The sequence below is a fragment of the Nitrobacter sp. TKz-YC01 genome, from assembly GCF_047824785.1.
GTDB lineage: Bacteria > Pseudomonadota > Alphaproteobacteria > Rhizobiales > Xanthobacteraceae > Nitrobacter.
In genome coordinates, this window is the sequence record NZ_CP181167.1 from 872,693 (window position 1) to 884,845 (window position 12,153).

The window sequence follows — 12,153 nt, forward strand, 5'->3', positions numbered from 1 at the left end:
TGTACCGGGTTGCGCCCGGTTCCGAAAGTCTGCCTTATTGCTTCTTGCGCGCAAAGAATGCCTCGAATGCGGCAATCGCTTCCTCCGAGCGCAGCCGCTCCCCGAACAGGCGGCTTTCGAGGTCGATCCGGCGCGTCAACTCCTCCGGCGGGGTTTTCAGGAGCTTGCGGGATAGCGCGACGGCCTCCGCCGGCAGTGCGCAGATTTCCAGCGCGATCTTTTGGGCTTCGGTCCCGGCCTCGCCCGGCGCGACGACCGCATTGACGAAACCCGCCTCGCGAGCCTCATCCGCGCCGAGCGTGCGCCCCATCACCAGCATGGCGAAGGCGCGCTGATGTCCGATCGATCGTGGCGCGAGCAGGCTGGATGCGCCTTCCGGCACCAGACCGAGATGGATGAAGGGGGTCGAGAACGTCGCCGAGTTACTGGCGAGCACGAAGTCGCAGTGAAACAGCATGGTGGTGCCGATGCCGATGGCGATGCCCTCCACCGCCGCGACCAGCGGCTTGGCGTTCTGCGCCAGCGAGTAGAGGAATTTCACGGCGTCGGGAGCGGGCGGCGCGCCGTCCTCGTCGCCGGACGTGCCGTCTTTGAGAAAATCGTCGAGGTCGTTGCCCGCCGTGAATACGTCGGTGCTGCCGGTGATGACGATGCAGCGGATCACCGGATCGTTCTGCGCGCTGTCGATGGCGTCGCTCATCGCGCGATACATGTCGCGGGTGATCGCGTTCTTCTTTTCGGGACGCCGCATGGTGATGACCCGGACGGCGTCGTTGTCGCTGACTTGGAGATGTGTCATGGGTTCCAGCCTGTCGGTGCCGCCGGAACTCAGGCCAGCAGGACCACGTCCGCGCAGTTCACGGCGTCGGCGCCATCGATCACCGTGCGTTCCAGCGCCGGAGCCTGCACGGCGATGGTCTCGGCGAAGAAGCGCGCCAGCGTAACATGACGGCGAGGGTCGCCCAATTGCGCACCGGACTCGCCCGCCGCGAGCGCTTCCTCCGCGAGCTTGCATCCGCCGAGCGCCGACCCGAACAGGCGCAGATAAGGCGTGGCGCCGGCCAGCGCATCGTTCGGCGACGACGCCAGCCGCTCCAGCAGCCATTTGCCCGCGCGCTCAAGCGACCCAAGCGCATCGCGCAGTCTCTCGCCAGTCGTGCCGAACGCGGGATCGTTCGAGGCTTCCACGCGCTTGACGGTGTCCGAGAGTTCGGCGAGCAGCGCCGAGATCGCCGCGCCGTCATCCGCCGCGAGCTTTCGCGTCACCAGATCGATCGCCTGGATGCCGTTGGTGCCCTCGTAGATCGAGGTGATGCGGGCATCGCGGTAATGCTGCGCCGCGCCGGTCTCCTCGATGAAGCCCATGCCGCCGTGGACTTGAATGCCTAACGATGCGACCTCGTTGCCGATGTCCGTCGAAAAGGCCTTTGCTATCGGCGTCAGCAGCGCGCCGCGTGCGGCGGCGGCCGTGCGCACGTCGGGATCAGCCGCGCGCGCCGCCATATCCAGCGAAACGGCGGTAGCGTAGCAGATGGCGCGGGCCGCGGCGGTGAGCGCGCGCATCTGCATCAGCATGCGCTTGACGTCGGGATGGGCGATGATGGGGCTCATGCCGTCTGACGTGCCGGCGGCGCGGCCCTGCCTGCGCTCCCGCGCATAAGCGAGCGCCTGCTGGCAGGCGCGTTCGGCGATGCCGACACCCTCGAGGCCGACACAGAGCCGGGCCTGATTCATCATCGTGAACATGCACCGCATGCCGCGATTTTCCTCGCCGATCAGATAGCCGATGGCGCCGCCGCCATCGCCCATGGTCATGGTGCATGTCGGCGAGCCGTGGATGCCGAGCTTGTGCTCGATGCTGCTGGCGTGGATGTCGTTGCGCGCGCCGAGCGAGCCGTCCGCGCCGACGAGGAATTTCGGAATCAGGAACAGGGAAATGCCCCTGGTGCCATCAGGCGCATCGGGCAGTCGCGCAAGCACGAAATGCACGATGTTGTCGGTCATGTCGTGGTCGCCATAGGTGATGAAGATCTTGGTGCCGAAGATCCGATAGCTGCCGTCGGATGCGCGCTCGGCCCGGCTGCGCAGCGCGCCGACATCCGAGCCCGCCTGCGGCTCGGTCAGTTGCATCGTGCCGGTCCATTCGCCGGACACCAGCTTTTCCAGATAGATGGCCTTCAGCGCGCCGCTGCCATGCGCGGCGAGGGCTTCGATCGCGCTGAGCGTCAGCAGCGGGCACAGGCCGAAGGCGGTGTTCGCCGCGCTCCAGATTTCGGTGCAGGCGGCGTTGATGGCAAGCGGCAGCCCCTGTCCGCCGAAATCCTCCGGTCCCGAGACCGCGTTCCACCCCGCCGCCGTCCAGCGTCTGTAGGCATCGGCCCATCCCGGCGCGGTTGTCACGCGTCCGTCTTGCAGCCGCGCGCCGTGCCGGTCACCGGCGTGGTTGAGCGGCGCCAGCACTTCGCTCGCGAAACGGCCGGCCTCCTCCAGCACCGCGGCCGTTATTTCGGCATCGAAATCTCCGTAATGGCCCGCCTCGGCCGCGGCCCGGAGCCCGGCGCCGTCGAGAGCGAGGAGCATGTCGCTGATCGGTGCGCGATAGGTCATGACGATGCCTCGCGAGCAGGGGCCTGACGGCCTCCTGTCAAATTTTGAGTCATGAACGGTCTTTCCACGAAACCGTGCGGCTCTCAACCTTTTAAGGCGAGTGGGATGTGGTCCGGCGGAAGGACCTGCGCCGGGTTGGGGCGGTCATCTCCCCATTGACGGGACGGCGGACCGAACCGGGGCAAACCGCCTTCAGGCGTTTCCGGCCGGTTGAAAAGACAGGGTACTATCTGTAGATCGTCGGGGCTCGCGAAGTTCGCGAGACCCTGGTTCGTGCATTTCGAGCCGTTGGGGCGTAGCCAAGCGGTAAGGCAGGGGATTTTGATTCCCCCATTCGGAGGTTCGATCCCTCCCGCCCCAGCCATTTGAAAACACTTATCTAATTGGCCTTTTTGAGAACTTCATTCTGAACGTGTTTTCCCTGCTCATTCTGAATAGATGTTGCCGAAGCGTTCGCGAGACGATGTGCGTGACGTTTGCGGGTCGCTGAAAGTGCGCGCGTCATGTTGCGCTTGGCATATCCCTCGTATGACTGCTGCGTTCGATGCGCCGACAGCGCGCGGCCCTGGCCGTCTGTCAGTTCCGCTTCTTCAAGCTCGGTCATCCCGCCATGCCGGCAGGCATCGAGCGTGAAGATCGTCGGCAGCTTCAACTTCTTCCGCATACGCTGCACGATGTGCTGCATGGTGCTGTGCGCGAACGGCTTCGATTTTCCTGACGATACTTCGCGCAAGATCATCGACACGCCGCGGCGCTTCAGGTGCGACAGGACCTCTTCGGCCTCCTCGTAGAACTTGACGATGCCGGTCGGTGTTTGCTCCTCAAGCGGATGCAGAACCACAGCGCCGGTCTTGTGATGCAGAATTCGGATAACGGACGGGCTCTTGGGCGATCGGTAGTCGCTCCACATCAGATGACCGCCGATGACGTTCTCCGGACGCTGCAACCATTCGAAGCAGATCACGGCCGCGGCCGCGGCTTCGGCCTCGCCCTCCTTGATGCAGCCGTGAGCGAACTTGTAGACCTGCTCGCGCGTCGCGGCGGGTTTGGTCGCCTTCACCCGCGTCTTCATCGTAACGCCCAACCACGGGTTCGGAATTTTCGGGTCAAACTCTTCCGGATAGAGACGATGGACCACGCGCCACGCTTTACGGCAAAGGCCAACGGCTTTCTCGCCCTGTCGTAGCCGCAACCCGTTCTTTCCCTGAATGAAGATGTCATAGAGTTTATCGGCGCCGCGGGGCGTGATGGACTTGATCGGTCGTGAGCCGACGCGATCGCCCTTCTTGGTCAGCGTGTCGCCAACCATCCGCATGGTTTTTTCGTAGCTCGGCCGCGAGACCTTCGAGACTTTCTCGGTATAGGCTTTGCTGGCCTTGTACTCGCGAAAAAGCCAGTCGACGGTGCCGATCCGTGGTGCAGCCTCTCCTGAAACCGGCAGGCCGCGCTGAGCATCCAGCCATTCGTCGACCAGCCCGTTCAAGGTGCGGGCGCGGGCTGTCATCGCGCCATAGTCGGCCCCGAGCGGCTCGTTCCGAACCGGGCAGCCGCGCTTCCGATAGAGCGCCGGAACGTTAAAGTAAAAGCTGGTCGCGCCCGTCGATAGCCTCTTGGCAATGACGTAGCGCGGCAGATCGACCATCACAGATCCTTTGCGATGTCGTCGGCCGGTGCGTTGAACGGTGCGATTGCCTGGTCCAGATCGTCGATCAGCCATAGCTGGCGGCGCCCCTCCTTAACCCTGGGCAGAGGGTATTCCTTTCCGACCCGTTTTAGGAAGGCGTCGACGGTCGATTCGCCGCAATATCCGGCCGCCAGCGAGGCCGGCATGCGGCGGGGCCAGGAACCGTTCGGAATTGATGAAGGACGAGCCGGGCGGGTCAATACATTTATCTCCCCGGCCTATACGGTCGCCAGTTCGTTGGTCCGAGGCCGTTGTCCTCTGTCCAAGTCGGCCCACCGCTCGGCGATTCCCAAACACCGGGCCGTTTGGACCTGAGCATGTTGAAGCCGTCTGGATTCCAGCGCATCACAAACGCGCCAGTGTCAGGCTCCATGACCTCGATGACCGTGCCGTCGCGCGGTGCGGTGGAGATATCTTCCCAAGGAATATCGTTCATTCCGCCCTCAGTCGCGCCAGCCCTGCCGGTGTGATCGTCACCAGCATCCCGTCTTCGTTGTCGATGGTGACAAGGCCGCGTTTTTCAAGATCGACGTAGCACAGCGCTGCGGCGAGGGTGTTTTCGTCCTCGATCAGCCGAATCCTGTCAGAGCCTTTGGCGAGGAACCGCAGCGCCATGGTTCGAGCTTCGCTTACGGTGACGCTCATCGCGCTCTTTTCGTCGTCTTGCGATGACCCTCCAATAATCGGTCTTGCTCAAGAATTTTATAAGCATCCCGAAGAAGCTCACAGAAGTTGCTGCCGGCTAGGGTCCCATGCATGAAAAAATCAACACGGTCCGGGAACAGGCGCTTATCGACCGGCATGGGCGCTCGGGTCCAGCGTCGCGGTCAAGACGTTCCCGGTCCTGAAACGACCCTCCGAGATTACCATCCTTGAGGAGAACGACCCGACCAGTCGGCGCGATGTGAAGATCTGCGCCAAGCGCTACCTCGCGGCCAAGAAGCCGGTGAATATCGTCAGTTCATATGTCGGCAACGATTTCAACGACGCGTGGAGGGCTATGCGTCGATGACGACCGCGCCTCCGCACATGCACGAGAACATCAGAACGCGTCGGATGGAGCCGCTGGCGAATGACGTTGTGACGGAGGATAGCGCTGCGGTTCTATTCGTTGAGCGGCACGGCGAAGACATTCGTTACTGCCACACCAAAGGGGCTTGGTTTCGGTGGGATGGCGTTCGGTGGAAGATCGATGAAACCGGAATCACATATCAGGAGGCCAGAGAGATCGCGCGGGAGCTTAGTGAAGAGCAGGCTGGTTCCGCTAGAAAGACTATAGGGAAAACAGCGTTTGCCAGTGGCATTGAGCGATTTGCTCGGCATGACCCCCTGACGCGGGTGAATGTGGAATTCTGGAATCAGGATCCGTGGCTGCTTGGCACGCCAGGTGGCGTGGTGGACCTGACGACGGGCAAGTTGAATCTACCGGATCGTCATTATGGCATCACCAAAACAACTCTGTGTGCCCCGCTCGATAGCGGTTGCCCGCGCTGGCTTAAGTTTTTAGCCGAGACGACCGGCGACGACAGTGAACTGATCCGGTTTTTGCAGCAATGGTGCGGTTATTGCTTGACAGGGCAGACGACCGAACATGCCCTTCTGTTCGTATCTGGTCCAGGCGGTAACGGAAAGTCGGTGTGGCTGAACATCATCACGGCCATTCTCAAGGACTACAGCCGCGCTGCGGCAATGGAGACGTTCACAGCGTCGAAGACAGACAAGCATCCGACCGATCTCGCGATGCTGAACGGGGCGCGCCTCGTGACAGCCTCGGAGACAGAAGAGGGCCGCGCTTGGGCGGAATCGCGGATCAAGCAATTGACCGGCGGTGATCCGGTGACAGCCAGGTTTATGCGGCAGGATTTCTTTACCTTCAAGCCGCAGTTCAAACTGATGATCGTCGGCAACCACAAGCCGGTACTGCATAACGTGGACGACGCAGCGCGGCGACGATTCAACATAGTGCCGTTTATGTTCAAGCCCAAGAACCCGGATCGTGAGCTTGAGGCTAAGCTAATGATGGAAGCGGGCGGCATTCTGCAATGGATGATCGATGGATGTCTCGACTGGCAAAAGAACGGGCTCGTTCGTCCAGACTCTGTGAAGGCAGCTACCGAGGCTTATTTCAGCGATCAGGATATTTTCGGCCAGTGGATAGAGGATTGCTGCGACGTTCAAATGGGGGTGGCTCGCACCTGGGACAAATCATCCGATCTTTTCGATAGTTGGTCGGAATATGCGCATAAGGCTGGCGACGCTCCGGGCACCAAGAAATCTTTTGGACAACTGATGCAGAAGAGGGGATTCGAGCAATATCGCGTTCCTGGTCAGGGTACGCGAGCATTCCGGTTCATCCGCCTCAAGCTTGCCGGTGGAAGGGAGGGCGAATGACGAAGCTCCGTCAGCGTCACGAACGGTTTGACAAGGCGGCCGCCGGCAATCCGGAATTGCAGATCGAGCTGGAAGCCGAGCGCATGGCGGCTCGGGACTTCGCTCTGGACTGCGTTGAGTTTATCGAGGGAAAGCAAACGCCGGGCGCGGCCCGAGCGAAAGCAGAGCATGACAGGCTTGTGAAGCAGAACAAAGAAGCGCGGCGGCGCGCGCTGTGCGGCGCCGATCCGCTGAACGTTACGGGTCAGCGCCATGCAAAACCGGCGCGCAAGATGTTAGCAGCAGATCCGATCGAGCGCGTCGGCAACATCGTCCGGACATTGCCATCTGTCAGACGCCTTCGCGGCAAAAATAAGCTTGATCAACGCCAGCACATGGCGGCGGAGACTTATCGTGACGCTTTTGAGAGGGTCCGGGCGCCCCTGGGGGGCTCTATGGACTTCAACGGAAGGGTACAAACCCGGTATGCCGACCGCTCACCAACGGAAGCCTGTCTCCTGGCAGCAGAGACGTTGAAAGAGGCCAAAAACCTTCTCGGATCGCAATCGATTATCATCATCGAAAGTATCGTCTGCGACGGGAGAGGCATCGAAGAGTGCGCTCGAAAAATCTACGGTATCAGCGACGATGACAAGATCACGGCGCGCGATGTCAACTATGTCGGACGGCGGCTCCGGGAAGCACTGACGGAGCTTGCCGATCTCTGGCACCCACAGACCCGCAGGCCCCGCATGCAGGGGTACAGACCCGCCCAGGGCGAGATGGTGAGTGGCGACGCTGGCGTCAGGAACGTGGGCGTCAAACCGTTCGTGATGCGGTAGTGTCAGCGAAGGCTAGCGGCCACTATAAGCCCTACCCCGATAAAAATCGCCAAACCTCCAAAGACGCCTAGAGTCATGTATATTCTGTCGGTCGGTCCCCGGGGCATCGGCTCCGGTCTGTCCATATCGTCCATGGGAAGTCATCCTGTTTCTGCCGTGGCGGCGCTTCTATTCCTGTCCGCCCATGACCCACACCGTTGCCATGGTGATGATGATCGCGATGAACTGCAGGAATATTCGCAGCTGCATCAGGTTCTGTGAGAGCTGAGAACTGCCGCCACGCACCATATTCGTGAAGCCCATTAGGAATACTGCCGTGACCGAGGCCACTGCGGTGGGCACCAGAATCTGGCTCAGAAACGAGATCATGGGCGGTTCGCCTCTTGCCCTTAATCCAGCAACCGCATGCGTTGAAATAGGTTCCTAACGCCCAGGTTTACCTCGCTCGGTTTCCATATGAGAGCGTGAAGGTCCGTTGGCGCAGCGACTCGAAGGCGGAAGGAGCCACTCCAGTTGCCGGGTCTGTCCCTCGTTTCGCAAAACAGGGGGTAAATTTTTTGTGGAATATTTGGCGTGGGTCGACCGTGGATGGTTCTCGAACCGGCCGCTTCTCCGTTGATGGTTCCAAAAATAGGAATCCGCAAAACACGTCACAACGCGTCACGCGTCACACAGATGGTATCCTTTAACCGGCAGGTGTGACACGTGACGGATAGTGACACGTTTTCCGTATCTCCCCTCTACGCGCGCGCGTGAGGGCGATAATAGTCAAAACACGTCACAACGCGTCACGCGTCACACCCTTGCTCCTCATGGCCGGCGATTGACTGTCTGACACTCATCTGCTAGCGGTGTGCTTGCGTAATAATTGCGTCCGCCGCTCCGGAGAAATCCGCGGGCGGTTTTTTGTTGGGTTATTGATCACATGACAATCCACATTCCGCTCAGCCAGGTCGGTTCAGCCGAAAGCTTCGTTCAGAACGTCGAGTCGTTCTGGCAGGCGAAGCTGGCGCACCGCTTCACGGTCCATATGCCGGCCCCGACAGCCGATCCGCTCGTTGAATCCGTGGTCCGTCGCATTCAGGGCGAGCCGGGAAAGCCGGACGATTTTGTCGTGCTGCCGTTCGAGATCATCGATGACACGCCACGCACGCCAACCCACGCTTTCCTGCCATCCTCGAGCGTCAGCGCCAGCGCGATCTGCGTGATCGGCCCGACCAGTATGACCACATCTGGGAAGGCGACTTCGTGTCCGTGGTCGAAGGCGCTTACTATGCGCCGTATCTGATCGCGGCGAAGCAGGAAGGTCGGATTGGCCGGGTGACGTTCGATCCTTTGATGAGGGTCAAGATATTCTGCGACCTCGGCGGGACAGGAGCTCGTGCCGACGCCTTCACGATGTGGCCGGCGCAATTCATCGCCAGGGAAATTCGGACAAGGGACTATTACGAAGCTCAGGGCCAGCCGCTCGCGACGCATATCCAGTGGCTGCATTCGAAGGGGTACACGCCGGCTCGTGCCGATATCGTGCTCCCCCATGATGGCGAAACTAACGATCGCGTCCATGACGTGTCGTTTGAGAGCGCGTTCCGCGATGCTGGTTATGATGTGACCGTTGTTCCCAACCAGGGCAAGGGCGCGGCGAAGATGCGTATCGAGGCTGGCCGGCGGCACTTCGGAGCGATCTGGTTCGATGAAGAGACGACCGAGCCCGGCCGCGACGCGCTGGGCTGGTATCACGAGAAGCGCTCGGATGATGATCGCGACATCGGCCTTGGACCGGAACACGATTGGTCTTCGCATGGCGCGGATGCGTTTGGCCTGATGTGCATCTGCTATGAGGCGCCGGAAGCGCCCCGGCAGCGTAGCCGCTATCAGCGCGGCAGTTCTTCGAGAGGTAGTGCGTGGTCGGCATGACGGACGATATCGACGAGCGCCCGGCCGTGAATGAGGAGGGCGCCAAGATCGGTTCGGCCGATCTGGATGGCCTGTTTGACAGGCTGAAGGGCTGGTGCTGCGAAGACCTCTCCAAAACCGCCAAATGGCGCTCGGACGCGCGCGAGGATTATGCCTTCGAGGCCGGCGACCAGTGGTCGGAGGAGGACAAGGGTGTCCTTCGCGACCAGTTGCGCCCGGTCATCACCATGAACCGGGTCGGATCCATCATCGACAGCGTGTCGGGGTCGGAGATTTCGAACCGGCAAGAGGTCCAGTACATCCCGCGGACCCAGGGTGATGTTCAGGTCAACGAGATATTCACATCTGCGGCGAAGTGGTTCCGCGACGAGTGCGACGCGGAGGACGAGGAGTCAGACGCATTCCGCGATGTCCTGATCTGCGGGATGGGCTGGACCGAAACCCGGCTGGACTATGAGGACAACCCTGACGGCGATCCGCGGATTGATCGCATCGACCCGTTGGAGATGGTGTGGGATAGCGCGGCCAAGAAGAAGAACATCATCGACGGCCGGCGCGTGTTTCATATCCGGCGCGACATTCCGATCGAGGAGGCGCGCGCACTGTGCCCGAACGACGATTTCGAGGACGCGGACTACAACGCGACCTGGGTCAACGACGAGATCGACAAGAAGGACATCGACGAGAACGACGGCCGGTTTTATGACAAGCCGGATCAGTCGGCTGAGGAAGACTCGCAGAAGGGCGACAAGCGCGTCACGCTGGTTCGGGCTCAGTGGTATGAGCGGGAGCCGGCGTTTCGCATCATCAATCCGGACGACCCCGGCCAGATCGTCACGGTCGGCAAGAAGCAGCATGACGCCATTCAGAATGCGGCCAGGAACGCCGGCATTCCGCCTTTGAAGTCGGTTCGGATCACCCGTAAGGTTTTCAAGCAGGCGTATCTCGGCCGCGTGCTTCTGGAAGTCAGCGAGGCTCCGTGCAAGGACCGGTTTTCCTTCAACTGCATGACCGGCAAGCGTGATCGCAACAAGAATACGTTTTATGGCCTCGTCAGGTCGATGAAGGATCCGCAGCGCTGGGCCAACAAGTGGCTGTCGCAGACGCTGCACATCATGAACTCGACGGCCAAGGGCGGCATTGTTGCCGAGCGCGGCGTGTTCGACAATGACGCGGAAGCCGAGGAGAGCTGGGCCAAGCAGGACGCGATTACCTGGCTGAAGAAGGGAGCCCTGCAGGAGGGACGCTGGAAGGAAAAGCCGCAGGCGCAGTTCCCGGTTGGCTTCTATCAGCTTACGGAAATGGCGATCTCGTCGATCCGGGACGTAACCGGCGTCAATGTCGAAGTGCTCGGCATGCGGGAGGCCACTCAGGCGGCCAGCCTTGAGGCGCAGCGCAAGCAGTCGGCCATGGTGATCCTTCAGCCGATGTTCGACAGCCTGCGACGCTACCGCAAGAACCAGGGCCGGACGCTGCTTTATCTGATCCAGAACTATCTGTCGGATGGCCGTCTGATCCGGATCGTCGGGGAGGAGGGGGAGCAGTACGTCCCGCTGACCCGCCAGCCTCAGGTCGAGACTTATGATGTCATCGTGGACCAGAGCCCGACTTCGCCTGACCAGAAACAGGCGATCTGGGGGATGCTGCAGCAGATTCTGCCGGCCATCGGGAAGATCATCCCGCCGGAAGTCTATATGGCGCTGTTGAAGTATTCGCCGCTACCGACCTCCGTTCAGAAGGACATTGAGAAGGGCGTAGAGGCATCGCAGCAGAGCCAGCAGGGCCAGCCGAGCGCTGAGGAGCAGAAGGCGCAGAACGATATCAAGATCGAGGACATGAAGGTGCAAGCCGAGATCGAGCGGTTGAACCGAAAGACCGAGGCTGAAATCAAGGCGATGGAGCGCAAGGCGGACGTCCAGGAGAAGATTGCGCAGCGCAAGGCGATGGCGGACGCCATGTCGAAGGCGGCGCCGCCGGCAGGACCAGCGGTGGACGAGAACGGAATGCCTGTCGCGGGGCAGCCTGATCAATCGACGGCGGTGCTTGTGACGCTGATGTCTGAACTGACGCAGGCCCTGAAGGCGCTGAGCGCGCCAAAGCAGATCGTTTACGGCCCGAACGGTGAACCGGTCGGCGTCAAACCCATGGTGGCCTGATTGTGTTTCGGCGTGGAATAAGGACCCTGTTTTCGGGGTAATCGGCATCCAATCGGGACCCCGGGGCAAGGGTCCACAGTGGCTTCCATCGAGTCATGGAAGCCGAGGTTGGAATGCTGGTGGTGGAGACGATTGCCAAGATCCGTCGCGCCTATTTTGTTGATGGTCGTCCGATCAAGGCGATTTGCCGAGAACTCGGCGTGTCGCGGAAGGTGGTTCGCAAGGTCATCCGTTCTCAATCGACGGAGTTTCGGTACGAGCGAGAGACACAGCCTCAGCCGAAGATGGGCCCTTGGAGTGCCGAGCTTGACCGGTTGCTGGTGGCAAACGAGAGCAAGGCGGCGCGAGAACGGCTGACGCTGATCCGGTTGTTCGAAGAGCTTCGCGGTCTGGGCTATGTCGGGGGCTACGATGCGGTTCGTCGATATGCGCGGCGCTGGAGCCAAGAGCGTGGCGCCTCGACCACCTCGGCCTATGTGCCACTGAGCTTTGCACCCGGGGAAGCCTACCAGTTTGACTGGAGCCACGAAGTGGTCCTGCTGAGCGGGGTCACGGTGATCGTGAACCTCCGGAGGAC

At 61.1% G+C, this 12,153-nt stretch carries 10 protein-coding genes, 1 tRNA gene and 2 pseudogenes; 7 read left to right on the forward strand and 6 right to left on the reverse strand.

The features are described 5' to 3' along the window. Window positions 1-34: 34 nt before the first annotated feature. Window positions 35-799, reverse strand: coding sequence for an enoyl-CoA hydratase-related protein (locus tag ACMYR2_RS04085; protein ID WP_347265268.1), 765 nt, complete (start codon window positions 797-799; stop codon window positions 35-37). A gap of 29 nt (window positions 800-828) precedes the next feature. Beyond that, complete coding sequence (locus tag ACMYR2_RS04090; protein WP_347265269.1) at window positions 829-2,607, reverse strand: acyl-CoA dehydrogenase; 1,779 nt, start codon at window positions 2,605-2,607, stop codon at window positions 829-831. Between the two features lie 289 nt (window positions 2,608-2,896). Here ACMYR2_RS04090 and ACMYR2_RS04095 point away from each other — a divergent pair. Further along, window positions 2,897-2,971 (forward strand) — tRNA-Gln (locus ACMYR2_RS04095). Window positions 2,972-2,986: 15 nt separating this feature from the next. Here ACMYR2_RS04095 and ACMYR2_RS04100 read toward each other — a convergent pair. The 3 genes from ACMYR2_RS04100 to ACMYR2_RS04110 form a co-directional block, all read right to left on the reverse strand. Beyond that, a complete protein-coding gene (locus ACMYR2_RS04100) occupies window positions 2,987-4,249 on the reverse strand; it encodes a hypothetical protein (RefSeq protein ID WP_416193717.1) in 1,263 nt (420 codons plus the stop codon). Beyond that, window positions 4,249-4,437 carry a hypothetical protein gene (locus ACMYR2_RS04105; protein ID WP_416193718.1) on the reverse strand — a complete coding sequence of 63 codons (189 nt, stop codon included), beginning with the start codon at window positions 4,435-4,437 and terminating at the stop codon, window positions 4,249-4,251. The genes ACMYR2_RS04100 and ACMYR2_RS04105 overlap by 1 nt, the downstream gene beginning before the upstream one ends. A 286-nt stretch (window positions 4,438-4,723) precedes the next feature. Beyond that, a complete protein-coding gene (locus tag ACMYR2_RS04110; protein WP_416193719.1) occupies window positions 4,724-4,936 on the reverse strand; it encodes a hypothetical protein in 213 nt (70 codons plus the stop codon). Between the two features lie 199 nt (window positions 4,937-5,135). On the opposite strand from ACMYR2_RS04110, the gene ACMYR2_RS04115 reads away from it, so the two are divergent. The 3 genes from ACMYR2_RS04115 to ACMYR2_RS04125 are packed head-to-tail and all read left to right on the forward strand — an operon-like array spanning window position 5,136 to window position 7,503. Next, a complete protein-coding gene (locus ACMYR2_RS04115) occupies window positions 5,136-5,303 on the forward strand; it encodes a hypothetical protein (protein WP_416194056.1) in 168 nt (55 codons plus the stop codon). Then, the gene (locus tag ACMYR2_RS04120) at window positions 5,300-6,682 is read left to right on the forward strand and encodes a phage/plasmid primase, P4 family (RefSeq protein WP_416193720.1); all 1,383 of its coding nucleotides are present in this window, start codon (window positions 5,300-5,302) and stop codon (window positions 6,680-6,682) included. The genes ACMYR2_RS04115 and ACMYR2_RS04120 overlap by 4 nt, the downstream gene beginning before the upstream one ends. Window positions 6,683-6,738: 56 nt before the next feature. Next, window positions 6,739-7,503: a hypothetical protein gene (locus tag ACMYR2_RS04125; protein WP_416193721.1), complete on the forward strand. Its 765-nt coding sequence runs from the start codon at window positions 6,739-6,741 to the stop codon at window positions 7,501-7,503. Window positions 7,504-7,671: 168 nt separating this feature from the next. On the opposite strand, the gene ACMYR2_RS04130 is transcribed toward ACMYR2_RS04125, so the two are convergent. After that, window positions 7,672-7,872 (reverse strand): twin transmembrane helix small protein, encoded by a 201-nt coding sequence (locus ACMYR2_RS04130; RefSeq protein ID WP_416193722.1) that lies wholly within the window; start codon window positions 7,870-7,872, stop codon window positions 7,672-7,674. A gap of 786 nt (window positions 7,873-8,658) precedes the next feature. On the opposite strand from ACMYR2_RS04130, the pseudogene ACMYR2_RS04135 reads away from it, so the two are divergent. The 3 genes and pseudogenes from ACMYR2_RS04135 to ACMYR2_RS04145 form a co-directional block, all read left to right on the forward strand. After that, window positions 8,659-9,420 (forward strand): annotated as a pseudogene (locus tag ACMYR2_RS04135) (PBSX family phage terminase large subunit); the annotation flags it as partial. Next, window positions 9,417-11,576 carry a phage portal protein gene (locus ACMYR2_RS04140; protein WP_416193723.1) on the forward strand — a complete coding sequence of 720 codons (2,160 nt, stop codon included), beginning with the start codon at window positions 9,417-9,419 and terminating at the stop codon, window positions 11,574-11,576. The pseudogene ACMYR2_RS04135 and the gene ACMYR2_RS04140, both read left to right, overlap by 4 nt. A 113-nt stretch (window positions 11,577-11,689) precedes the next feature. After that, window positions 11,690-12,145 (forward strand): annotated as a pseudogene (locus tag ACMYR2_RS04145) (IS21 family transposase); the annotation flags it as partial. Window positions 12,146-12,153 lie beyond the last annotated feature (8 nt).

What these genes read in the sequence shown, in the direction of transcription:
- ACMYR2_RS04110 (WP_416193719.1), bottom strand. Translation starts at nt 4,936, where the DNA reads ATGAGCGTCACCGTAAGCGAAGCTCGAACCATGGCGCTGCGGTTCCTC.
- ACMYR2_RS04105 (WP_416193718.1), bottom strand. Translation starts at nt 4,437, where the DNA reads ATGCCGGCCTCGCTGGCGGCCGGATATTGCGGCGAATCGACCGTCGAC.
- ACMYR2_RS04100 (WP_416193717.1), bottom strand. Translation starts at nt 4,249, where the DNA reads ATGGTCGATCTGCCGCGCTACGTCATTGCCAAGAGGCTATCGACGGGC.
- ACMYR2_RS04130 (WP_416193722.1), bottom strand. Translation starts at nt 7,872, where the DNA reads ATGATCTCGTTTCTGAGCCAGATTCTGGTGCCCACCGCAGTGGCCTCG.
- ACMYR2_RS04090 (WP_347265269.1), bottom strand. Translation starts at nt 2,607, where the DNA reads ATGACCTATCGCGCACCGATCAGCGACATGCTCCTCGCTCTCGACGGC.
- ACMYR2_RS04140 (WP_416193723.1), top strand. Translation starts at nt 9,417, where the DNA reads ATGACGGACGATATCGACGAGCGCCCGGCCGTGAATGAGGAGGGCGCC.
- ACMYR2_RS04120 (WP_416193720.1), top strand. Translation starts at nt 5,300, where the DNA reads ATGACGACCGCGCCTCCGCACATGCACGAGAACATCAGAACGCGTCGG.
- ACMYR2_RS04085 (WP_347265268.1), bottom strand. Translation starts at nt 799, where the DNA reads ATGACACATCTCCAAGTCAGCGACAACGACGCCGTCCGGGTCATCACC.